Source organism: Pseudomonas sp. NPDC099000, from assembly GCF_044759925.1.
Classification (GTDB): Bacteria; Pseudomonadota; Gammaproteobacteria; order Pseudomonadales; family Pseudomonadaceae; genus Aquipseudomonas.
This window is the reverse complement of record NZ_JBIWAF010000007.1, coordinates 103,859-126,920: the sequence shown is the minus strand read 5'-3', so window position 1 is coordinate 126,920 and position 23,062 is coordinate 103,859. Positions and strand designations below refer to the sequence as shown.

Below are 23,062 nucleotides of genomic sequence, written 5' to 3'. Positions count from 1 at the left end.
ACGTCTGGCGCATTGTCCGTCAGACTTTTATCATCCGCGCCACGATTGGATTGCACAGAGCCCGCCATGAACGATCAACAACGCCTGGAACTTGAAGCCGCCGCCTTTCGCCGGCTGGTCGCCCACCTGGACAGCCGCAAGGACGTGCAGAACATCGACCTGATGAACCTCTCGGGTTTCTGCCGCAACTGCCTGTCCAAGTGGTACAAGGCCGCCGCCGATGAACGCCAGATCGAGGTCAGCCTCGATGACGCCCGCGAAGTGGTCTACGGCATGCCTTACGCCGAGTGGAAAGCCCAATACCAGCAAGAAGCCAACGCCGAACAACAAGCGGCGTTCGCCAAAGGAAAACCCAATGAGTGATTTGAACACCCTGCGCGCCAGCCTCAAGAGCGGCGAACACATTTTCGCCGACACCCTGGCGTTCATCGCCGCGGGTTACGACTACCAGCCTCAGGCGTTCAACAACGGTGGCGTGGAAAACGCCGCCGGGCAGAACGAAGGTTCGTGCAAGACCCTGGGCCTGGCGCTGCTGGAAGGCCTGAGCGATGAAGAGGCGCTGTTGGCCTTTGGCGAACATTACCGCTCGGTGGTGGCCACGCCTGAAGGCAGCGACCACGGCAATATCCGGGCGTTGATCGCTCAGGGTCTGGCCGGGGTCAAATTCACCCAACAGCCACTGACTCGCCGCTGATTCAAAATCAAAGATCGCAGCCTCGTTTCACTCGACAGCTCCTACAGGGATCGTGTTTCTCTGTAGGAGCTGTCGAGTGAAACGAGGCTGCGATCTTTTGATCTTCCACCGCACATCCCGACTTTTAAGATTGACCCGGCCACTTTATTTCGTTTGCCCGACACCACTGCTCACGGCTTAGATAAAAAGAAGCATCCCTTCTTCAGAGTCGGTCATCCATGAGCAGCGAAACCATCAGCCAGTCGATCAACGTCGTTCATCCCGTCACGCTCAGCCACGGCAAAAACGCCGAGGTCTGGGACACGGACGGCAAACGCTATATCGACTTCGTCGGCGGCATCGGCGTACTTAACCTCGGCCATTGCCATCCGCGCATCGTCGAAGCCATTCGCGAACAAGCCACGCGCCTGACTCACTACGCGTTCAACGCCGCACCGCACGTGCCCTACATGGAACTGATGGATCGTCTGACGGCGTTCATTCCTGTGGAGTACGCTGTCAGTGGCATGCTCACCAACAGCGGCGCAGAAGCGGCGGAAAACGCCCTGAAGATCGTCCGCGGTTCGACCGGTCGCACGGCCGTCATTGCCTTCGACGGCGCCTTCCATGGCCGCACGCTCGCCACCCTCAACCTCAACGGCAAAGTCGCGCCGTACAAACAGAAAGTCGGCGTGCTGCCGGGGCCGGTGTTCCATTTGCCGTACCCAAGCAAGGACAACGGCGTGACCTGCGCCGAAGCGTTGAAGGCGATGAATCGACTGTTCAGCGTCGAAATCGACGTCGATGACGTGGCATGTTTTATCGTCGAACCGGTACAGGGCGAAGCAGGCTTCCTGGCGATGGACGTGGAGTTCGCCCAGGCGCTGCGCACGTTTTGCGATGAAAAAAACATTCTGCTGATCGCCGATGAAATCCAGTCCGGCTTCGGCCGTACCGGCGAGCGTTTTGCCTTTTCGCGCCTTGGCATCGAGCCGGACCTGATCCTGCTGGGTAAAAGCATTGCCGGCGGCGTGCCGCTGGGCGCGGTGGTCGGGCGCAAGTCGCTGCTCGACACGTTGCCCAAAGGCGGACTGGGCGGCACCTATTCAGGCAATCCCATTGCCTGTGCTGCCGCGCTGGCGACACTGGATGAAATGACGGATGCCAATCTGCAAGCCTGGGGTGCGCAACAGGAAGAAGCGATTGTCAGCCGCTATGAGTCCTGGCGCGACAGCAAACTTTCGCCGTACCTGGGACGCTTGACCGGCGTCGGCGCGATGCGCGGCATCGAGCTGATCAACACCGACGGCACACCGGCCTCGGCGCAGTTGACGCAACTTCTGAGCCTGGCGCGAGACGCCGGTTTGTTGCTGATGCCCAGCGGTAAATCGCGCCACATCATTCGACTGTTGGCGCCGTTGACCACCGAGGCGGCGGTGCTGGAGGAAGGCCTGGATTTGCTCGAGGCGTGCCTGAAGAAACTGGCTTGAGCATGGAAGTTGACGCACATCCTGTGGGAGCGGGCTTGCCCGCGATAGCGATTTATCATTAAACATTTATGTCGCCTGACGCACCGCCATCGCGGGCAAGCCCGCTCCCACAGGTTTACGGCATTTTTCTGAAGGCACAAAAAAACCGGCCGAAGCCGGTTTTTTCATTTCAACGATTTCAGAACTTGGCGTTCTGCAGATCATCGAGGTAACGCTCGGCATCCAGTGCCGCCATGCAGCCAGCGCCGGCAGAGGTGATCGCTTGACGGTAAACGTGGTCAGCCACGTCACCGGCGGCGAAGATGCCTTCGAGGTTGGTCGCCGTGGCGTTGCCTTCACGGCCGCCATGGACAACCAGGTAACCGTCTTTCAGCGTCAGCTGACCTTCGAACAACGAAGTGTTCGGGGTGTGGCCAATGGCGATGAAGACGCCGTCGACTTTCAACTCGTCAAAGCTGCCGTCGTTGTTCTTCAAGCGGGCACCGGTCACGCCCATATTGTCGCCCAGGACTTCGTCCAGATTCGCGTTCAGCTTCAGGATGATCTTGCCTTCGGCAACGCGGGCATTGAGCTTGTCGATCAGGATCTTCTCGGCGCGGAAGGTTTCGCGACGGTGGACCAGGGTCACGGTGCTGGCGATGTTGGCCAGGTACAGCGCTTCTTCCACGGCAGTGTTACCGCCGCCGACCACGGCTACAGGCTTGTTGCGGTAGAAGAAACCGTCGCAGGTTGCGCAGGCCGAAACGCCTTTGCCCATGAACGCTTCTTCCGACGGCAGACCGAGGTAACGAGCGCTGGCGCCGGTGGCGATGATCAGGGCGTCGCAGGTGTACGTCGCGCTGTCGCCGATCAGGGTGTACGGCTTGGCAGCGAAGTCCACGGCATTGATGTGATCGAAAACGATCTCGGTTTCAAAGCGCTCGGCGTGCTCTTTCATGCGTTCCATCAGCGCCGGGCCGGTCAGGCCGTGGACGTCGCCCGGCCAGTTGTCGACTTCGGTGGTGGTGGTCAGTTGACCGCCGGCTTGCATGCCGGTGATCAGCAGTGGCTTGAGGTTGGCACGGGCGGCATAGACCGCGGCACTGTAACCGGCAGGGCCGGAACCGAGAATAATCACTCGCGAATGACGGACTTCAGACATGACCTGCTCCTGTTGACCGGCCCGGAACACCTGGCGCGGAACGCCGGGTTGCCGGCGGGAATAAAAAAGGACCGTTGAATGCCTTGGGGAAGGCTTGGGTTCGACAGTCCTGTAAAAAGAATGGGTGCAGCGTATCGAGGGGGCGAAGATTAAGGAAATACGGTTTAACAATCCAGCTCATAGGTGGTCTCTATCCCGTCACACTGAAGATAGAGACGCCTTTGTTACAGTTGATGTCGATGCTTCGACCGCGCTTTCGCCTGTCAGGCAAAGCCGGTAAGGTCGGCGCGTTTACCCTTTGCTCGGAGCACGTTATGCCCGCCCCCGTTCTGTCCGGCCCGCAATACCTGCGCGAAGGCCTCAAGCTGGTCCTGAGTCCCAGCCTGCGTTTGTTCGTGTTGTTGCCCCTGGCGATCAACCTCGTGCTGTTCGTCGGATTGATCTACCTGGCCAGCCATCAATTCAGCCTGTGGGTCGATACGCTGATGCCGTCCCTGCCCGACTGGCTGAGTTTTCTCAGTTATGTTCTCTGGCCGATTTTTGTCGTGCTGGTGGTTCTGATGGTGTTTTTCACCTTCACCATGCTCGCCAACGTCATCGCCGCGCCGTTCAACGGCTTCCTGGCGGAGAAAGTCGAAGTGGTGGTGCGCGGCACCGATGACTTTCCAGCATTCAGCTGGGGCGAACTGATTGCCATGATCCCGCGCACCCTGTCCCGGGAAATGCGCAAACTCGGCTACTTCCTGCCGCGGGCAATCGGGTTGTTCATTCTCTCGTTCATCCCCGTGGTGAACATCATCGCCGCACCGCTTTGGCTGCTGTTCGGCGTGTGGATGATGGCGATCCAGTACATCGACTACCCGGCGGATAACCACAAACTCGGCTGGAACGAGATGCTCGCCTGGCTGCGCCAGAAACGCTGGCAGAGCATGAGTTTCGGCGGGATCGTTTACCTGGTGCTGCTGATTCCGGTGGTCAACATTCTGATGATGCCGGCCGCCGTGGCCGGGGCGACGCTGTTCTGGGTGCGTGAGCGTGGCGCGGAGAACCTGGTGACCCAACGCTGACGCCGTCACAAATCCATCATCGAAACGCCACAATGACGACATGGCCTCAGCCGACACTGAGGTCATGACGACAGCTCTGCATATCACCCTGATCACCGAAACCTTCCCTCCCGAAATCAACGGCGTGGCCAATACCCTCGGCCGCTTGTGCGATGGCTTGCGCGCGCGCGGGCATCAGGTCGAACTGGTGCGGCCGCGTCAGGGCTGCGATCAGTTGGCGGCCAGCAGCGATGAGTTGCTGCTGTGTCGCGGCTGGCCGCTGCCGGGCTATCCGGGTTTGCAATGGGGTCAGTCGTCGATGCACAAGCTGCTGCGGCGCTGGAAGCGTCATCGCCCGGACGTGCTCTACATTGCCACGGAGGGACCGCTGGGGTTGTCGGCATTGCGTGCCGCGCGGCGCCTGGGGATTTCGGTGGTCAGCGGCTTTCACACCAATTTCCAGCAGTATTCCAATCAGTACGGGCTCGGCTTGCTGTCGCGCTTGCTGACTCATTACCTGCGCTGGTTCCATAACCGTTCTACGTTGACTCTGGTGCCCAGCATCAGCCAGCGACTGGAACTGGAGCGACGTCATTTCGAACGTCTGGCGTTGTTGTCCCGAGGGGTCGACAGCCAATTGTTTCATCCGGTCAAACGCCTGCAATCTTTACGCGAACAGTGGGGACTGGCCGAGAAGGACATCGCGGTCATCCACGTAGGACGCTTGGCGCAGGAGAAAAATCTTGGCTTGCTCAAGCGCTGTTTTGACGCGCTGAAGGCCACATATCCACAGCGCAAATTGAAATTGATCGTGGTCGGCGACGGGCCGCAGCGAGGTTTTTTGGAGAAGGAACTGCCGGAAGCGATTTTCTGCGGCTCACAACGTGGCGAAGCGTTGGCCAGTCACTATGCGTCAGCGGATGTATTTCTGTTTCCGAGCCTGACCGAAACTTTCGGCAATGTCGTGCTTGAAGCGCTGGCCTCGGGATTGGGTGTGGTGGCTTACGATCAGGCGGCTGCGGCTCAGCACATTCGCCATGGCTACAACGGCGTGTTGGCGATGCCGGGGGACGAAGAGGCATTTTGCGATGCCGCGACGTGGTTGCTGGAGGAGCGCGAAACCTTGCGTTGCGTGCGGCTGAATGCGCGCCAGCATGCGAGTCGCCAGGGTTGGGCGGCGATTATCGAGCAGTTTGAGGGGCAGTTACGGGGGGCTTGTTCGCAGGAACAGGTTTTGCCTGATGTGGCGTTGTTGCCTTAAGAGCTTCGCGGGCAAGTCGGATCGCCGCACCGCTCGCTCCTACAGGATTTGTGTCGCTCGCGATACTTCGAACGACTCAAATTCTGTAGGAGCGAGCGGTGCGGCGATCCGACTTGCCCGCGAAGAGGCCCTTCCGAGCGCTGCTTAAACCAGCGTCATCAACGCCTCACGGCTGAACGGCAGGATGTCTTCCTCACGACCGTCACGCACTTTCTGCGCCCAGTCCGGGTCGACCAGCAGAGCACGCCCTACCGCCACCAGATCAAACTCATCGTTGTTCAAGCGCTCCAGCAGTTTTTCCAGGCTGGCCGGCTGCGCGATCTTGTCGGTGTTGACCATGAACTGCAGGAACTCGCCATCCAGGCCGACGCTGCCCACGGTGATAGTCGGTTTGCCGGTGAGCTTGCGGGTCCAGCCGGCCAGGTTCAGCTCGGAACTGTCGAACTCCGGCTCCCAGAAGCGGCGCGTCGAGCAGTGGAAAATGTCCACGCCAGCGTCGGACAGCGGCTTAAGGAATTCACCCAGTGCCTCCGGCGTTTGCACCAGGCGCGCGGTGTAATCCTGCTGCTTCCACTGCGAGAAACGGAAGATAATCGGGAAGCCTTCGCCGACGGCTGCACGCACCGCCTGAATCAATTCGATGGCGAAACGCGAACGGTTGGCCAGGTTGCCGCCGTATTCGTCGGTGCGCTGGTTGCTGCCTTCCCAGAAAAACTGGTCCACGAGATAGCCGTGGGCGCCGTGGATTTCCACGCCGTCCATGCCGATGCTTTGGGCGTCTTTAGCCGCTTGGGCGAACGCGGCGATCACGTCCTGGATATCTTGTTTAGTCATGCCGTGAACCACGACCTGACCGTCCTTCAATTTCTCTGACGGACCGTAACCCGGCACGCTGGCATCCGGTTCGGTGCCGATGCGGCGCACACTGCCCACATGCCACAACTGAGGAACGATCTTGCCGCCCTCGGCGTGGACCGCATCGACCACTTTCTTCCAGCCGGCCAGCGCTGCTTCGCCGTAGAAATGCGGCACGTTCGGGTAGCCGTTGGAGGCCTTGTGCCCGACGGTGGTGCCTTCGGTGATGATCAGGCCCACGCCTGCGGCGGCGCGGCGACGGTAGTACTCGATCACTTTGGAATTAGGCACGCCGCCCGGCGAAAACGAACGGGTCATCGGCGCCATGACGACGCGGGTCGGCAGCTCGAGGGTGCCGAGGTGGAACGGTTTGAACAGGGCTTTGACTGGCATGGGACGCTCCACGTGAAAAGACTTTATGACGGCGATAATATGGAGAGCCGCAAGCTTTGAACAGCACTATTGATTGCGGTGATTAAGGTCTAGAAGATAAGAACCATTGTAGGAGCGAGGCTTGCCCGCGAAGGCGTATGTCAGTCGATATCAATGTTGAATGACATGACGCCTTCGCGGGCAAGCCTCGCTCCTACAGGAACAGGGGGGGGTCAGCTCAGCGCTTTTTCAATCGCATGGATGACCGTCGGATCATCCGGCGGCGTACGGGGCGAGAACCGCGCCAACACACGCCCGTCCTTGCCCAGCAGGAATTTCTCGAAGTTCCAGGTGATGTCACCTGGGAATTCCGCACCCTCGCCGGCCAGCAGTTTGTACAGCTGATGACGTTCATGCCCGTTGACTTCCAGTTTGCTGGACAACGGAAAAGTCACGCCATAGTTGAGGCTGCAAAACTCCTGGATCTCTTGCTCGGTGCCCGGTTCCTGTCCGGCAAACTGGTTGCACGGCAAGCCCAACACGCTGAAGCCTTTGGCCTTGTATTGCTGGTAGAGGTTCTCAAGCGCCGCGTACTGTGGGGTCAAGCCACATTTGGAGGCGACGTTGACCACCAGCACGACGTTCCCTTTAAAGGGCGCCAGCGGTAGCTCCTGTCCATCCAGGGCTGTCAATTTAAGGTCGTGAAAAGCACTCATGACGAACTCCAGATTCCCGTGTTCTACTCGAAACAGCCACTTGGCGTTGTCGCCAGGGACAGCCGCGGACTAAAAAGGCGCCCCTCGGGCGCCTCTCCAGTTCTCTGAGCTTAGCGCAGAAAATCAGTGGTGATGGCCACCTTCGCCATGGACGTGACCATGAGCGATTTCTTCCTGGCTGGCGTCACGGATGTCGATGATCTTGACCTGGAAATTCAGGCGCTGACCGGCCAACGGGTGGTTGCCGTCGACGGTGACTTCGTCGCCGTCCAGATCGCGGATGGTGACGATCTGCATTTGGCCGTCCGGCGCGGAAGCGTGGAACTGCATGCCCACTTCCAGTTCGTCGACGCCTTCGAACATGCTGCGGCTCAGGGTGCTGACCAGTTCGGCAGCGTATTCGCCGTAGGCATCTTCAGGTTCAACGGCTACGGTCAGCTCGTCGCCGACTGCTTTGCCTTCCAGTGCCTTTTCCAGGCCCGGGATGATGTTACCTGCGCCTTGCAGGTAGACCAGCGGCGCGCCGCCGGCGGAGCTGTCGATGACCTCACCAGCGTCGTTGGTCAGGGTATAGTCGATGGAGACAGCCTTATTGGCGGCGATCAGCATGGGGCGAGACCTTTTGCATAAGAATGAAGAAAGGCCAAGTTTAGCGAAGCAATCGTCCGAAAGCGAACACAACCCGGACAGACGGATCGCGGCGAAAGGCTCGACGGTCACAGGTTTCCATCAGGATGAGGACGGGCATTGGGTGGCGGAGCTTTCCTGCGGCCACACCCAGCACCTGCGTCACCAACCACCGTGGCAATCGCGCGCCTGGGTCCTGGACCCCGCGCAACGTATTGAAAAAATAGGCCAGCCCTTTGATTGTGGTTGGTGCGCACAAGGCTCGGTTAGCGATAACCTTGGCGACTGAATTTCGGTAGATCGTCAGCTATAGATGATCGCCATTGCCATGCACCCTTAGAGAATCCGCATGCAAACTTTTTTTATCGCGCCCACCGATTTTGGTGTGGGTCTGACCTCCATCAGCCTCGGGCTGGTGCGCACCCTTGAGCGCGCCGGCCTCAAAGTCGGCTTTTTCAAACCGATTGCCCAGCCGCATCCGGGTGACACCGGCCCGGAACGCTCTACTGAACTGGTGGCGCGCACCCACGGCTTGAAACCGCCGCAGCCACTCGGTCTGGCTCACGTCGAGCGCATGCTTGGCGACGGTCAGCTGGATGAGCTGCTCGAAGAAATCATCACCCTTTATCAGCAAGCGGCCGTCGGCAAGGACGTGCTGATCGTCGAAGGCATGGTCCCGACCCGCAGCGCAAGTTACGCCGCACGGGTCAATCTGCATTTGGCGAAAAGCCTCGATGCCGAAGTGATCCTGGTCTCGGCACCGGAAAACGAAGTGCTGACCGAATTGTCTGGCCGGGTGGAATTGCAGGCGCAATTGTTCGGCGGTCCGAAAGACCCGAAAGTCCTCGGCGTGATCCTCAACAAGGTCAAGACCGATGAAAGCATGGAGGCCTTCGCTTCGCGCCTCAAAGAGCATTCGCCGTTGCTGCGCAGCGGTGATTTCCGCCTGTTGGGTTGCATCCCGTTCCAGCCGGAATTGAACGCCCCGCGCACTCGCGACGTCGCCGATCTGATGGGCGCGCAGATTCTCAATGCCGGCGATTACGAAACCCGGCGCATGACCAACATCATCATCTGCGCCCGCACCGTGCGTAACACCGTGGAGCTGCTCAAGCCCGGCGTGCTGGTGGTGACCCCCGGCGATCGCGACGACATCATCCTTGCCGTCAGCCTCGCCGCCATGAACGGCGTGCCCCTGGCCGGCCTGTTGCTGACCAGCGACACCCTGCCCGACCCGCGCATCATGGACCTGTGCCGAGGCGCGTTGCAGGCGGGCTTGCCGGTGTTGTCGGTGAGCACCGGTTCCTACGACACCGCCAACCAGTTAAACGGTTTGAACAAGGAAATCCCGATCGACGACCGCGAGCGCGCGGAGATCATCACCGACTTCGTTGCCAGTCATCTGGATGCCAACTGGCTGCACCAACGTTGCGGCACCCCGCGTGAAATGCGCCTGTCACCCGCGGTGTTCCGTTATCAATTGATCCAGCGCGCCCAGGCCGCCAACAAGCGCATTGTCCTGCCTGAAGGCAGCGAGCCGCTGACCGTGCAGGCCGCGGCGATCTGTCAGGCGCGGGGCATCGCCCGTTGCGTGTTGCTGGCCAAACCGGAAGACGTCGAAGCCGTCGCCCGCGCCCAGGGTATCGAGTTGCCGCCCGGCCTGGAGATTCTTGACCCAGACCTGATTCGCGGCAATTACATCGAACCGATGGTCGCCCTGCGCAAGAGCAAAAGCCTCAACGCACCAATGGCCGAGCAACAACTGGAAGACACCGTGGTGATCGGCACCATGATGCTGGCGCTGGATGAAGTCGACGGTCTGGTCTCCGGGGTCATCCACTCCACCGCCAACACCATCCGCCCGGCCCTGCAGCTGATCAAAACGGCGCCGGGCTGCACGCTGGTGTCGTCGGTGTTCTTCATGTTGTTTCCGGAAGAAGTGCTGGTCTACGGCGACTGCGTGATGAACCCGCACCCGAGCGCCAGCGAACTGGCCGAGATCGCCCTGCAAAGCGCCGACTCGGCGGCCGCATTCGGCATTACCCCGCGCGTGGCGATGATCAGCTACTCCAGTGGTGAATCGGCCAGCGGCGAAGAAGTCGAGAAGGTTCGCGAAGCGACGCTGCTCGCCCACGAACAGCAGAACTCGTTGCTGATCGACGGCCCGTTGCAGTACGACGCCGCTGCCAACGAAACCGTTGCCCGGCAACTGGCGCCGAACAGCCAGGTAGCCGGTCGCGCCACGGTGTTCGTGTTCCCGGACCTCAACACCGGCAACACCACGCACAAAGCCGTGCAGCGCAGTGCCGATTGCGTCAGCCTCGGGCCGATGCTGCAAGGCCTGCGTAAACCGGTGAACGACCTGCCGCGCGGCGCGCAAGTCGATGACATCGTGTACACCATCGCATTGACCGCGATTCAAGCTGCCAACCGACCTATGGATCTTTAAATGCTGGCCTTTCTACCTGCCGCCGTGCGCGGCGTGATTGCATCGTTGTTGCTGGCGTTGAATACCATTTTGCTTTGCTCGTTTTTGTTCTGCGTGGCGATCTTCAAGGTGTTGCCCTTTGCCCTCACCCAGCGTTTCACGCTGTGGTTGATGAGCCATACCCATGAAGCCTGGATCAGCAACAACAAGGCCTGGATGAACCTGGTCTGCGGCACCCGCTGGCACCTCAGCGGCCTGCAAGGGCTGGATTATCAGCACTCCTACCTGATCACCAGCAACCACCAGAGCTGGGTCGACATCATGGTGTTGCAGTACGTGCTCAACCGTCGCATCCAACCGCTGAAGTTCTTCCTCAAACAGGAACTGATCTGGGTGCCGGTGATCGGCCTGGCCTGGTGGGCCCTCGGCTTTCCGTTCATGAAGCGCTACTCCAAGGCCTACCTGGAAAAGCACCCGGAGAAGAAAGGCAAGGACCTGGAAACCACCCGCAAGACCTGCGACAAGTTCCGTAGTAACCCGGTGGGGATTTTCAATTTTGTCGAAGGCACGCGTTTCACTGAAGGCAAGCATGCCCAGCAGAAATCACCGTTCAAGTATCTGCTCAAGCCCAAGGCTGGCGGCATTGCGTTTGTGCTGGATGCGATGGGTGAACAGCTTGAGTCGATCGTCAACGTGACCATTCACTACCCGGGCGGGCGTCCCGGTTACTGGGACCTGCTGTGCGGGAATGTGAAAGAGGTGGTGGTGCATTTTCAGGAGCTGAAGATTCCGCCGCAGTTCATCGGCAAGAATTACGACCAGGATGGGGAGTATCGATTGCAGTTTCAGGGCTGGATCAATCAGTTGTGGGAAGACAAGGATGCGTTGCTGGAGCAGATGCATCGGGAGTATCCGGCGAAGTAATCAGGCGCCTGTACCGGCCTCTTCGCGGGCAAGCCTCGCTCCTACGGATTTGGGATGATCGCAACATATGACGCGACACAAACCCGTAGGAGCGAGGCTTGCCCGCGAAGGCGTCCGAACTGGCACAAAAAAACCCGCCGATGATCGCTCATCGGCGGGTTTTTTATTAACGGCTAACGCTTAGATCGCGCCACGCTGACGCAGCAGATCCAGCACTTGCTTGACGCTTTCTTCCAGCGACAGCGACTGGGTATCGACCACGAGGTCGGCGTCCAGCGGCACGTCGTACGGGAAGGAATCACCCGGGATGTTATCCCCGGCCGCCGCGTACAGTCCTTGCGGATCACGCTCAGCGCAGACCGTCGGAGAGGCCTGGACATAGACCGTCAGCAGACGCTCCTTGCCGATCAGCTCCCTGGCCTGCTCACGACCTTCGGCACTCGGCGCAACGAAGGCTGCCAGCGTCAGTAGACCGGCTTCGTTGAACTGACGCGCAACGTGCGCCGCACGACGCCAGTTCTCGGTACGCCCGGCACGATCCTGCGGCAGACCTTTGTTCAGGTCGTGACGCAGGTTCTGACCATCGAGTACAAACACCGCACGGCCCAGGTCGAACAGCTTGCGCTCAACCGCATAAGCCAGGGTGCTTTTGCCCGCGCCCGACAAACCACTGAACAACACGGTGGCCGGTTGCTGGCCGAAACGCTGGGCGCGTTCTTCCGTGGCCACGTGCGCCAGTTTGCCGTGGTGCGTGCTGCTGCCATGCGCCAACGGCTGAGCGATGATCATGCCGGCGGCAACGGTGCCGTTGGTCAAACGATCGATGACGATGAAAGAGCCGGTGGTGCGGTTGCTGGCGTAACCGTCTAGCGCAATCGCTGCGTCGAGGCTGACCTTGACCCGACCGATCTCGTTCAGTTGCAACGCACTGGCAGGACCTTCTTCCAACGTGTTCACGTCAACGCGGTTGACGATGCTGGTGATCGAACCCGGCACGTAAGAGGTGGCGCGCTTGATGTCGTATTTCTTGCCCGGCAGCATCGGCTCTTCGGCCATCCACACCAGCATGGCGTCGAAGGCGTCGGTGACTTGCGGCAGGTTGTCGGCGTGCACCAGCAAGTCGCCGCGAGAGATGTCGATCTCGTCTTCCATGGTCAGCGTCACCGCTTGGCCAGGACCTGCGTGTTCCAGCTCACCTTCGAAGGTGACGATGGATTTCACGCGGCTGCTCTTGCCCGACGGCAGCACGACGACTTCGTCGCCCTTGTGCACGACGCCGCTGGCCAGCGTACCGGCGAAACCACGGAAGTTCAGGTTCGGACGATTGACGTACTGCACCGGGAAACGCAGGTCGGTGTAGTTGCGGTCGTTGGCGATCTCGACGGTCTCGAGAATCTCCATCAGCGACTGACCGGTGTACCACGGCGAGCGCTCGGACTTGTTCACCACGTTGTCGCCTTTCAGAGCGGACATCGGCACGAAGGCCATGGTGGTCGGCTTGAACGCGATGCCTTCGGCGAACTTCAGGTAATCGGCCTTGATCGACTCGAACACGGTTTCGTCGAAGCCGTTTAGGTCCATCTTGTTGATGGCGACCACGATGTGCTTGATGCCCAGCAGCGAGGCGATGAAGCTGTGGCGACGGGTCTGGGTCTGCACGCCGTAACGGGCATCGACCAGGATGATCGCCAGGTCACAGGTGGACGCACCGGTGGCCATGTTGCGGGTGTACTGCTCATGGCCGGGGGTGTCGGCGATGATGAATTTGCGCTTGGCGGTAGAGAAATAGCGGTAGGCGACATCGATGGTGATGCCCTGCTCACGCTCGGCCTGCAGGCCGTCGACCAGCAAGGCCAGGTCGATGTCTTCGCCGGTGGTGCCGACTTTTTTCGAGTCGCGAGTAATGGCTTCCAGGTGATCTTCGTAGATCATCTTGGAGTCGTGCAGCAGGCGCCCGATCAGGGTGCTCTTGCCGTCGTCGACGTTGCCACAGGTCAGAAAGCGCAGCATTTCCTTGCGTTCGTGCTGGCCCAGGTAGGCGAGGATGTCCTCGCTGATCAAATCAGATGCGTGCGACATGACAACCCCTTAGAAATAACCCTGACGTTTCTTTTCTTCCATCGAGCCTGCGCCATCGTGGTCGATGACCCGGCCCTGGCGTTCGGAAGTTCGCGTCAGGAGCATTTCCTGAATGATGTCGGTCAGGCTGGTGGCCTCGGACTCGACCGCACCGGTCAACGGGTAGTCACCCAGTGTGCGGAAACGGACTTTCTTCTTGACGATGCGCGCCTTGTCTTCATCGCTCAGGTGATTGAGCAGGCGTTCGTCGTCGATCATGATCCAGGTGCCATTCATCTCGATGACGTCACGTTCGGCGGCGAAATACAGCGGCACGATCGGGATGCCTTCGAGGTAGATGTACTGCCAGATGTCCAGTTCGGTCCAGTTCGACAACGGGAACACACGAATGGATTCGCCCTTGTTGACGTTGCCGTTGTAGACGTTCCACAGTTCCGGGCGCTGGTTTTTCGGGTCCCAGCGGTGCTTGGTGTCGCGGAAGGAATACACGCGCTCTTTGGCACGGGACTTCTCTTCGTCGCGGCGAGCGCCACCGAAAGCGGCGTCGAAGCCATACTTGTCGAGGGCTTGTTTCAAGCCTTCGGTTTTCATGATGTCGGTGTGCTTGGCACTGCCGTGGGTCAGCGGGTTGATGCCCTGCGCGACGCCATCGGGGTTCACGTGGACCAGCAGGTCAAGGCCGAGTTCTTCGACCATGCGATCGCGGAACGCGTACATTTCCTTGAACTTCCACCGGGTGTCGACGTGCATCACCGGGAACGGCAGTTTGCCCGGGAAGAATGCCTTGCGCGCAAGGTGCAGCATCACGGCGGAGTCTTTACCGACGGAGTACAGCATCACCGGGTTATCGAACTCGGCGGCGACCTCGCGGATGATGTGGATGCTTTCGGCCTCCAGCTGTTTCAGATGCGTCAGTTTGTCGACCATGGCTACTCACGAAAACGATCTTATGGACGGCCAGCGGGCCGTGTTCGAGCGGGGAATCCTAGCACAGCGACCTCTTCTAATCAGGACGCCGACTAGATCGAAAGGGTATATGAATATACCCCCTCGTTTGGGCTCCGGCCCCTTGTAGGAGCGAGGCTTGCCCGCGAAGAACGATACACGGTATGCCTGATGCACCGCGTTATCGTTCTTCGCGGGCAAGCCTCGCTCCTACAGGGAATGGTGTGGAAATCAGATCGGGTTGGGGCAATCGATGAAGATGTGCTCCAGCGCAAACCGACGGGCCAGGTAATCACCCAACGCCTGTACGCCATAGCGCTCGGTGGCATGGTGGCCGGCGGCGATGAAGCTGATGTCGTTTTCCCGTGCGCTGTGGAAAGTCTGTTCGGAAGCCTCGCCGCTGAGGTACAGATCGACACCGGCCAGCACTGCCTGATCGATGTAACCCTGGCCGCCACCGGTGCACCAGCCAACGCGGCGGATCATTTCGCTGCCTTCGATCAGCAACGGCTCGCGGCCCATGACTTCCTGAACGCGACGGGCGAAATCACGGGGCGTCATCGGTTCGCTCAACGAACCTACGAGGCCGACCACCTTAAGGTTGTCCGGATCCAGCGGGCCTTCGACCGTGATGTCGAGCTGACGCGCCAGCTGCACGTTGTTGCCGACGTCCGGGTGCAGGTCCAGCGGCAAGTGATAGGACAGCAGGCTGATGTCGTGCTTGAGCAGGGTTTTCAACCGACGCTGCTTCATGCCGGTGATGCACGGGTTCTCGCCTTTCCAGAAATAGCCGTGATGCACCAGCACCAGATCGGCCTGGGCTTCGACGGCGGCGTCCAGCAACGCCTGGCTGGCGGTGACGCCACTGACGATGCGCATCACCTGCGGCCGACCTTCGACCTGCAAGCCGTTGGGGCAGTAATCGGCAATCCTGGCACTGTTAAGGTAACGGTCGGCTTCTTCGACCAGGGTGCTCAAGGCGACGGCCATAAAAGACTCCTAAATATCCCGTTCAGAGGCGAGCTGCGCCTCGTATAATGCGCGACATTATGGGCGGTCTCATACCGCCTGCAACCTCTCAGGACGTGCTTAATGCTCAAGGCGCTGCGTTTTTCCGGCTGGCCGCTGTTGGCCGGCGTGCTTATCGCTCTGTTGATCATCCAGCGTTACCCGCAATGGGTCGGGCTTCCGAGCCTCGACGTCAACCTGCAGCAAGCCCCGCAAACCACCACGATGCAGCAAGGTCCGGTGTCCTATGCCGACGCGGTGACCACCGCCGCGCCGTCGGTGGTGAATCTGTACACCACCAAAGTCATCAACAAACCGAACCATCCTTTGTTTGAAGATCCGCAGTTCCGCCGCTTCTTCGGCGACAACTCGCCCAAGCAGAAGCGCATGGAGTCGAGCCTGGGTTCGGGCGTGATCATGAGCCCGGAAGGTTACTTGCTGACCAACAACCACGTGACCAGCGGCGCCGACCAGATCGTGGTCGCGCTCAAGGACGGTCGCGAAACCCTGGCCCGCGTAATCGGCAGCGACCCGGAAACCGACCTCGCGGTGCTGAAGATAGATCTGAAAAACCTGCCGTCGATTACCGTCGGCCGTTCAGACAACATCCGCATCGGTGACGTGGCGCTGGCCATCGGCAACCCCTTTGGCGTCGGCCAGACCGTGACCATGGGCATCATCAGCGCCACTGGCCGTAACCAATTGGGCCTGAACAACTACGAAGACTTCATCCAGACCGACGCCGCGATCAACCCCGGCAACTCCGGCGGCGCGCTGGTGGATGCCAACGGCAACCTGACCGGCATCAACACGGCGATCTTCTCCAAGTCCGGCGGCTCGCAAGGCATCGGTTTTGCGATCCCGGTCAAACTGGCCATGGAAGTGATGAAGTCGATCATCGAACACGGCCAGGTGATTCGCGGTTGGCTCGGCATCGAAGTGCAACCGTTGAGTCAGGAACTGGCGGAGTCGTTTGGCCTGTCGGGGCGTCCGGGGATTGTGGTCGCGGGGATTTTCCGTGACGGTCCGGCGCAGAAGGCCGGCCTGCAATTGGGTGACGTGATCCTCAGCATTGACGGCGAACCGGCCGGCGACGGTCGTCGTTCGATGAACCAGGTCGCGCGGATCAAACCGACCGACAAGGTCACGATTCAGGTAATGCGCAACGGCAAAGAGCTGAAGCTCACGGCTGAGATCGGCCTGCGTCCACCACCGGCGCCGGTTAAAGAGAAAGAAGAAAACTCACCCTAGCCCGAAGATCTCGGGCTAACAGCAGACATTCTCATTAGGCATGTTATATTGTTTCAATATCTCAATTGGAACAACATAACATGTCGTCTCGAACAATGGCTTCTGTGGCAAGTCTTGCCCTTGGCCTGCTGGGGGATCCGGTCTTCGCCGAAGAGCCCGGCACCCTCGAACTGGATGCCATCAGCGTCACCTCCGACTATGAATCGCCCACCGGCCCGGTCAAGGGCTACCGCGCTACGCGTTCTTCCAGCGCGACCAAAACCGACACCGCGATCCGCGATATCCCGCAATCCATCAGCGTGATTCCCGTCCGTGTACTCAATGATCTGGGCAGTACCAGCGTCGAGCGCGCCCTGGATTTTGCCGGTGGAGTGTCGAAGCAGAACAACTTCGGCGGCCTGACACTTTACGAATACAGCGTGCGCGGCTTCACCACGTCGGAGTTCTACAAGGACGGCTTCAGCGCCAACCGGGGTTACCCGAGCACCCCGGACGTCGCAAACATCGAGCGCATCGAAGTGCTAAAAGGCCCCGCCGCCAGTCTCTACGGGCGCGGTGATCCGGGCGGCACGGTGAACATCGTCACCAAGAAACCTCAGCCCGAAGCTTTCACCACCCTGAAAACCAGCGTCGGCAGTTGGGATCGCTATCGCACTGCCCTCGACGTCAACACGCCGCTGGATGACGACGCCAACGTTTTATCCCGGGTCAATCTGGCCGTCGAAGACAACCACAGTTTTCGCGATCATGTGAACAGCCAACGAGTGTTCGTCGCGCCCTCCTTCAGCTGGCAACTGAACCCGGACACCAGCCTCTTGGTGGAGAGCGAATTCGTCCGCCACAGTTCCACGTTCGATCGTGGCATCGTCGCGCCGAACAACAAATGGAGTGGCGTCTCCCGCTCGACCTTCCTTGGCGAACCCAATGACGGCAACATCGACAACCACAACAACCTGCTGCAAGCCGCGCTCGAACATCATCTCAATGACAACTGGAAACTGCGCCTGGCCAGCCATTACAAGGAAGGCAAACTCTGGGGCTACGCTTCCGAAAACCGCCCACTGAATGCCGACGGCCACACCCTCAACCGACGCTACCGCGAGCGCGATACAAATTGGCACGACAGCATCACCCAACTCGAATTGCGCGGTCTGTTCGACCTCGGTAGCTGGCAGCACGAGCTGCTGATTGGCAGCGAGTATGAAAACTTCCGCAAGAACGAACGAGTCACCACCATTGCCGGCGGTCCCTACGCCATCGACATTTATCAGCCCGTCTACGGTCAGCCGAAACCCAACGGCAAGCGCTCCGGCACTGACCTTTTTGAACACGTCGAAAGCCGGGCGCTGAACCTGCAGGACCAGATTGTCTTCACCGACAAACTGCGCGGCATGCTCGGTGCTCGCTTCGAACATTTCGAGCAACGCATCGACGATCACAGCCGTGGCGCCACCAGCCGCCAGAGCGACGATGCCCTGACCCAACGGGCCGGCCTGCTCTATCAGCTGACATCCGAAGTCGGGCTGTTCGCAAACGCCTCCACCTCGTTCAAACCGAACAATGGCCTGGACGCTGGTGGCAAATCCTTCGACCCGGAAGAAGGCGTCGGTTACGAAGTCGGGATCAAGAGCGAGCTGTTCGACGATCGCTTGAGCAGCACCCTCGCCGCCTTCCATATCGAAAAGGAAAACGTCCTCGCACTCGACCCGGGCACGGACACCAGTCGCGCCATGGGCAAGGCCCGCAGCCAGGGATTCGACTTGCAAGTCACCGGGCAAGTGACCGACGCGGTGCGAGTGATCGGTGCCTTCGCCTACATCGACGCCGAGGTGACCGAGGGCGACAAGGTGATTCCCACCGGCAGCCGAATCCTCGGCGTCGCCAAACGCAGCGGCAGTCTGCTGGGCGTTTATGAATTTCAGGATGGCCATTTACGCGGCTCGGACGTCGGCGCGGCGTTCACTTACGTCGGCGACCGCTCGGGCGAATCCGGCAGCGATTTCGAGCTGCCGGCCTACCACACCGTCGACCTGCTGGCCCATTACAAGGCCAGTGAAAACGTCACTGTCAGCCTGAACCTGAACAACCTTTTCGACGAGAAATACTACGAGCGCTCGTACAGCAATTACTGGGTCAACCCCGGCGAGCCGCGCAATTTCACCGTCAGCCTCACACTCAATCTGTAAAAGGAAGTTCCCATGCAACACCTCAAACCCTTGGCATTGCTCGGCCTGTTGTTTACCGGCCAGGTCTCGGCCCATGGTCTCTGGACCGAACAACGTCGCGGCAACATCGAAGTGATTTACGGCCATGGCGCCGAAGACAACGCCTTCAAGGCACAAAAAATCAGTGGCGCCTGGGCCTATGACGTCAACGGCAAAATGATCCCGGTGACCGTGCAGCGCCTGGCCGATCACGCCCGCTTGCAGCCGCTGAAGCCGCCCGCCGTGATGGCGGTGGCGCTGGACAACGGCATGTGGTCGCAGACGGCGGATAAAAAATGGATCAACGAAGGACGCAGCAAAGTGCCGGGGGCGATCGAGTCGACGCAGACCTTCAAATACAGCCTGGCGATTTATCAACCAGGAGCGAAGTTGCCGAAGCTTGATCAGATGAAACTGCTGATTCTGCCGGAGGTTGATCCGCTGACGGTCGGACCGGGCAAGTTACTGCCAGTGCGGGTGCTACTCGATGGGAAACCGGCGGCGGGGGTGAAGTTGACTGGCGATTATCGCAGTGCGCCGAATACGTTGAGCACCGAGACGGATGCCGACGGCCGGGCGCAGGTGGTGGTACGCAATGAAGGGTTGAATGTGATTTCGGCGCAGATGGAGATTGTGCTGAAGGACAATCCGGATGTGGCGACGCGCGGGGTGTTTAGTTCGCTGACGTTCCTGGGTGAACCGCATCACGAGTAACCCAGAAAACCTTGTAGGAGCGAGGCTTGCCCGCGAAGAACGATAGCTCGGTGTAACAGGTAAACCGTGTCATCACTCTTCGCGGGCAAGCCTCACTCCTACGGGATCAGCGCTGGATCAGAGGTCGCCGAGGCCGTCGATCAGCGCCTGATTCTGCTCCGGCGTACCGATGGATATCCGCAGGAACTGCGCAATCCGCGCCTGCTTGAAGTGCCTCACAATCACACCCTGCTCGCGCAATTTCGCCGCCAGCCCGGCCGCATCGTGCTTCGGATGACGGGCGAAAATGAAGTTCGCCGCCGACGGCAGCACCTCAAACCCCTTCCCTTCCAATTGCGCAACCACCCACTCACGATGCTCGATGACCAACCGGCAGGTCTTGTCGAAGTACTCGCGATCCTCGAACGCCGCCGCCGCCCCGACATTCGCCAGGCGATCCAGCGGATAGGAATTGAAGCTGTTTTTGATTCGCTCCAGCGCCTCGATCAAATCCGGGTGCCCCACCGCCAGCCCAACCCGCAGGCCGGCCAGCGAGCGGGACTTGGACAAGGTCTGAGTCACCAGCAGGTTCGGATAACGGTCCACCAACGTGATCGCGGTTTCGCCGCCAAAGTCGATGTAAGCCTCATCCACCACAACCACCGAATCCGGGCTGGCCTTGAGGATTTGCTCCACCGCGTCCAGTGCCAGCAGGCAACCGGTCGGTGCGTTCGGGTTCGGGAAGATGATCCCGCCGTTCGGCTTGGCGTAGTCCGCCGGATTGATCTGGAACTGCTCGTTCAGCGGCACCGCGTCGAACTTGATGCCGTATAACCCGCAGTAGACCGGATAGAAGCTGTAGCTGATGTCCGGGAACAGCACGGCTTTGTCGTGTTGCAGCAAGCCGTGGAAGATGTGCGCCAGGACTTCGTCCGAGCCATTACCGAGGAACACCTGATTGGCCCGCACGCCGTAATACGCAGCCACGGCGTTTTTCAGCAGATCGCTGTTCGGGTCCGGATACAGACGCAGATTGTCGTTGAGTTCAGTCTGCATCGCCGCCAGGGCTTTGGGCGACGGGCCGTAAGGATTTTCGTTGGTGTTGAGCTTCACCAGTTTCGCCAGTTTCGGCTGCTCGCCCGGCACGTAAGGCACCAGATCCTTGACGAACGGGCTCCAGAATTTACTCATCTTCAGTTCCCCTGCTTGTCGTCGACGATGCGGTATTCAGCGCTACGGGCGTGGGCGGTCAACGACTCGCCACGGGCCAGCACGGAAGCGGTCTTGCCAAGTTCGGACGCACCTTGCTCGGAGCAGAAGATGATCGACGAACGCTTCTGGAAGTCGTACACACCCAGCGGCGAAGAGAACCGCGCGGTGCCGGAGGTCGGCAACACGTGGTTCGGACCGGCGCAGTAGTCGCCCAAGGCTTCGGAGGTGTGACGGCCCATGAAGATCGCGCCAGCGTGGCGAATCTTCGGCAGCCAGGCCTGCGGATCAGCAACGGACAGCTCAAGGTGTTCCGGCGCGATGCGGTTGGCCACTTCGATGGCTTGGTCCATGTCGCGGACCTTGATCAGCGCACCACGGCCATTGATCGACGTTTCGATGATCTCGGCGCGTTCCATGGTCGGCAGCAGTTTGGCGATGCTGGCGGCGACCTTGTCGAGGAACTCGGCGTCCGGGCTGACCAGAATCGCCTGGGCATCTTCGTCGTGCTCGGCCTGGGAGAACAGGTCCATGGCAATCCAGTCCGGATCGGTCTGGCCGTCGCACACCACAAGGATTTCCGACGGACCGGCGATCATGTCGATGCCAACCTGGCCGAACACGTGGCGTTTGGCGGTGGCGACATAGATGTTGCCCGGGCCAACCACTTTGTCGACCTTCGGCACGCTTTCGGTGCCGTAAGCCAATGCGGCGACCGCTTGCGCGCCACCAATGGTGAAGACGCGGTCAACACCGGCAATGCACGCCGCGGCCAGCACCAGTTCGTTGATTTCACCGCGCGGGGTCGGCACCACCATGACCACTTCCGTCACGCCGGCGACCTTGGCCGGAATCGCGTTCATCAACACCGAGGATGGGTACGACGCCTTGCCGCCCGGGACGTACAGGCCGGCGCGATCCAGCGGTGTGACCTTCTGGCCCAGCACCGTGCCGTCGGCTTCGGTGTAGCTCCAGGAGTCCTGTTTCTGCTTTTCGTGGTAACTGCGCACGCGGGACGCGGCTTTTTCCAGGGCTTCGCGCTGAGGCACGGTGATCCGGGTCAGGGCCAGTTCCAGGCGTTCGCGCGGCAGGATCAGATCCGCCATGGACGCAACGTCGAGGCCGTCGAACTGCCGGGTGAAGTCCACCAGCGCCGCGTCGCCACGCTCGCGCACGGCTTTGATGATGTCCAGCACGCGCTGATTGACCGAGTCGTCAGACACACTTTCCCAGCTCAGCAGATGATCCAGATGATGCGCGAAATCCGGGTCAGCAGCGTTGAGTCGGCGAATTGCAGTCGGTGCGGTCATAGCGAGAGCCTCATAGGATTGGCAAAAACTCAGGCGCCCTAACTTAGCAGTCGTTTCCGCTTGGGCACCTGAGAATTCTGGCTATGAGGCGGATAGACGGGCGCGACTCAAGGTCGCGCAGGTGAATCAGCCGCGGTGTCGAGACTCCACTGCCTTGCGCAGGGTGTCGATCAACGCCTGGATACGGGCGTGCTGCATTTTCATCGAAGCTTTGTTGACGATCAGCCGGGAGCTGATGTCGGCAATGAAATCCTGGGGTTCCAGGCCATTGGCGCGCAGGGTGTTGCCGGTGTCGACCACGTCGATGATCTTGTCCGCCAGACCGATCAGCGGCGCCAACTCCATCGAGCCGTAGAGCTTGATGATGTCGACCTGACGGCCCTGCTCGGCGTAGTAACGCTTGGCGACGTTGACGAATTTGGTCGCCACCCGCAGACGGCCCTTGGGCTCGACATCGCCGACACGGCCGGCGGTCATCAGCTTGCACAGGGCAATTCGCAGGTCCAGAGGCTCGTACAGACCCTGGCCACCATATTCCATCAGCACATCTTTACCGGCGACGCCCAGGTCCGCGGCACCATGCTCGACGTAGGTCGGCACATCGGTGGCGCGCACGATCAGCAGGCGCACGTCGGCCTGAGTCGTGGGGATGATCAGCTTGCGGCTCTTGTCCGGATTCTCGGTCGGCACGATGCCCGCTTCAGCCAGAAGCGGCAGGGTGTCGTCAAGGATGCGGCCCTTGGACAGTGCGATGGTCAACATGGGAAACGTCAGTCCTTATCAGGCTACTGATGCCCGGTCGCAAACGGCGCCGGACACACATCGAGCCG

Annotated in this window: 21 protein-coding genes; 11 read left to right on the top strand and 10 right to left on the bottom strand. The window is 60.2% G+C overall.

What is annotated here, in order from left to right; all coding sequences use genetic code 11:
* Nucleotides 1–66: 66 nt before the first annotated feature.
* The 3 genes from ACIQV9_RS11595 to ACIQV9_RS11585 all read left to right on the top strand — a co-directional run bounded on the left by ACIQV9_RS11595 (nucleotide 67) and on the right by ACIQV9_RS11585 (nucleotide 2,163).
* Nucleotides 67–363 carry a DUF1244 domain-containing protein gene (locus ACIQV9_RS11595; RefSeq protein WP_095129425.1) on the top strand — a complete coding sequence of 99 codons (297 nt, stop codon included), beginning with the start codon at nucleotides 67–69 and terminating at the stop codon, nucleotides 361–363.
* Nucleotides 356–694: a HopJ type III effector protein gene (locus ACIQV9_RS11590; RefSeq protein WP_403101229.1), complete on the top strand. Its 339-nt coding sequence runs from the start codon at nucleotides 356–358 to the stop codon at nucleotides 692–694. Before ACIQV9_RS11595 ends, ACIQV9_RS11590 begins: the two co-directional genes overlap by 8 nt.
* Before the next feature lie 218 nt (nucleotides 695–912).
* On the top strand, nucleotides 913–2,163 hold the full coding sequence (locus tag ACIQV9_RS11585) for an aspartate aminotransferase family protein (RefSeq protein WP_403101227.1): 1,251 nt from the start codon (nucleotides 913–915) through the stop codon (nucleotides 2,161–2,163).
* A gap of 178 nt (nucleotides 2,164–2,341) precedes the next feature.
* On the opposite strand, the gene trxB is transcribed toward ACIQV9_RS11585, so the two are convergent.
* Nucleotides 2,342–3,304, bottom strand: a complete 963-nt coding sequence (trxB, locus tag ACIQV9_RS11580) for a thioredoxin-disulfide reductase (RefSeq protein ID WP_403101225.1) — start codon at nucleotides 3,302–3,304, stop codon at nucleotides 2,342–2,344.
* Between the two features lie 314 nt (nucleotides 3,305–3,618).
* Here trxB and cysZ point away from each other — a divergent pair, with 314 nt between their 5' ends.
* Together cysZ and ACIQV9_RS11570 are read left to right on the top strand one after the other, a co-directional pair.
* Nucleotides 3,619–4,371 carry a sulfate transporter CysZ gene (gene cysZ / locus ACIQV9_RS11575; protein WP_403101223.1) on the top strand — a complete coding sequence of 251 codons (753 nt, stop codon included), beginning with the start codon at nucleotides 3,619–3,621 and terminating at the stop codon, nucleotides 4,369–4,371.
* Between the two features lie 40 nt (nucleotides 4,372–4,411).
* Entirely contained in the window at nucleotides 4,412–5,611 is a 1,200-nt protein-coding gene (locus ACIQV9_RS11570) for a glycosyltransferase family 4 protein (protein WP_403101221.1), read from the top strand.
* Between the two features lie 144 nt (nucleotides 5,612–5,755).
* Here the strand turns inward: ACIQV9_RS11570 and ACIQV9_RS11565 are convergent, their stop codons facing one another.
* From ACIQV9_RS11565 to ACIQV9_RS11555, 3 genes are all read right to left on the bottom strand, one after another.
* Entirely contained in the window at nucleotides 5,756–6,859 is a 1,104-nt protein-coding gene (locus ACIQV9_RS11565; RefSeq protein WP_403101220.1) for an NADH:flavin oxidoreductase, read from the bottom strand.
* 212 nt (nucleotides 6,860–7,071) lie between these two features.
* Nucleotides 7,072–7,554 carry a glutathione peroxidase gene (locus tag ACIQV9_RS11560; protein ID WP_403101218.1) on the bottom strand — a complete coding sequence of 161 codons (483 nt, stop codon included), beginning with the start codon at nucleotides 7,552–7,554 and terminating at the stop codon, nucleotides 7,072–7,074.
* Nucleotides 7,555–7,677: 123 nt separating this feature from the next.
* Entirely contained in the window at nucleotides 7,678–8,163 is a 486-nt protein-coding gene (locus tag ACIQV9_RS11555; RefSeq protein ID WP_140666744.1) for a peptidylprolyl isomerase, read from the bottom strand.
* On the opposite strand from ACIQV9_RS11555, the gene ACIQV9_RS11550 reads away from it, so the two are divergent.
* The 3 genes from ACIQV9_RS11550 to ACIQV9_RS11540 are packed head-to-tail and all read left to right on the top strand — an operon-like array spanning nucleotide 8,132 to nucleotide 11,533.
* Nucleotides 8,132–8,470, top strand: coding sequence for a DUF3565 domain-containing protein (locus tag ACIQV9_RS11550; RefSeq protein WP_131061185.1), 339 nt, complete (start codon nucleotides 8,132–8,134; stop codon nucleotides 8,468–8,470). The two genes, ACIQV9_RS11555 and ACIQV9_RS11550, sit on opposite strands and share 32 nt — an antisense overlap.
* A gap of 60 nt (nucleotides 8,471–8,530) precedes the next feature.
* A complete protein-coding gene (gene pta, locus ACIQV9_RS11545) occupies nucleotides 8,531–10,630 on the top strand; it encodes a phosphate acetyltransferase (protein WP_403101216.1) in 2,100 nt (699 codons plus the stop codon).
* Nucleotides 10,631–11,533: an acyltransferase gene (locus ACIQV9_RS11540; protein WP_403101214.1), complete on the top strand. Its 903-nt coding sequence runs from the start codon at nucleotides 10,631–10,633 to the stop codon at nucleotides 11,531–11,533. It begins immediately after the preceding gene.
* A 180-nt stretch (nucleotides 11,534–11,713) separates the two neighbouring features.
* On the opposite strand, the gene cysN is transcribed toward ACIQV9_RS11540, so the two are convergent.
* From cysN to ACIQV9_RS11525, 3 genes are all read right to left on the bottom strand, one after another.
* The gene (cysN, locus tag ACIQV9_RS11535; RefSeq protein ID WP_403101212.1) at nucleotides 11,714–13,612 is read right to left on the bottom strand and encodes a sulfate adenylyltransferase subunit CysN; all 1,899 of its coding nucleotides are present in this window, start codon (nucleotides 13,610–13,612) and stop codon (nucleotides 11,714–11,716) included.
* A 9-nt stretch (nucleotides 13,613–13,621) separates the two neighbouring features.
* The gene (gene cysD / locus ACIQV9_RS11530) at nucleotides 13,622–14,539 is read right to left on the bottom strand and encodes a sulfate adenylyltransferase subunit CysD (protein WP_010463281.1); all 918 of its coding nucleotides are present in this window, start codon (nucleotides 14,537–14,539) and stop codon (nucleotides 13,622–13,624) included.
* Nucleotides 14,540–14,788: 249 nt separating this feature from the next.
* The gene (locus tag ACIQV9_RS11525; RefSeq protein ID WP_109628001.1) at nucleotides 14,789–15,547 is read right to left on the bottom strand and encodes a Nif3-like dinuclear metal center hexameric protein; all 759 of its coding nucleotides are present in this window, start codon (nucleotides 15,545–15,547) and stop codon (nucleotides 14,789–14,791) included.
* Between the two features lie 102 nt (nucleotides 15,548–15,649).
* Between ACIQV9_RS11525 and algW the strand changes: the two genes are divergently transcribed.
* From algW to ACIQV9_RS11510, 3 genes are all read left to right on the top strand, one after another.
* A complete protein-coding gene (gene algW, locus ACIQV9_RS11520; RefSeq protein ID WP_403101209.1) occupies nucleotides 15,650–16,816 on the top strand; it encodes a Do family serine endopeptidase AlgW in 1,167 nt (388 codons plus the stop codon).
* Between the two features lie 80 nt (nucleotides 16,817–16,896).
* Entirely contained in the window at nucleotides 16,897–19,002 is a 2,106-nt protein-coding gene (locus ACIQV9_RS11515) for a TonB-dependent siderophore receptor (RefSeq protein ID WP_403101206.1), read from the top strand.
* A gap of 12 nt (nucleotides 19,003–19,014) precedes the next feature.
* Nucleotides 19,015–19,734, top strand: coding sequence for a DUF4198 domain-containing protein (locus ACIQV9_RS11510; RefSeq protein ID WP_403101204.1), 720 nt, complete (start codon nucleotides 19,015–19,017; stop codon nucleotides 19,732–19,734).
* 117 nt (nucleotides 19,735–19,851) lie between these two features.
* Here the strand turns inward: ACIQV9_RS11510 and hisC are convergent, their stop codons facing one another.
* The 3 genes from hisC to hisG form a co-directional block, all read right to left on the bottom strand.
* Nucleotides 19,852–20,904, bottom strand: coding sequence for a histidinol-phosphate transaminase (gene hisC, locus ACIQV9_RS11505; RefSeq protein ID WP_403101202.1), 1,053 nt, complete (start codon nucleotides 20,902–20,904; stop codon nucleotides 19,852–19,854).
* A gap of 2 nt (nucleotides 20,905–20,906) precedes the next feature.
* The gene (gene hisD, locus ACIQV9_RS11500) at nucleotides 20,907–22,232 is read right to left on the bottom strand and encodes a histidinol dehydrogenase (RefSeq protein ID WP_403101200.1); all 1,326 of its coding nucleotides are present in this window, start codon (nucleotides 22,230–22,232) and stop codon (nucleotides 20,907–20,909) included.
* A gap of 126 nt (nucleotides 22,233–22,358) precedes the next feature.
* Nucleotides 22,359–22,994 (bottom strand): ATP phosphoribosyltransferase, encoded by a 636-nt coding sequence (gene hisG / locus ACIQV9_RS11495; RefSeq protein ID WP_007901570.1) that lies wholly within the window; start codon nucleotides 22,992–22,994, stop codon nucleotides 22,359–22,361.
* Between the last annotated feature and the right edge of the window lie 68 nt (nucleotides 22,995–23,062).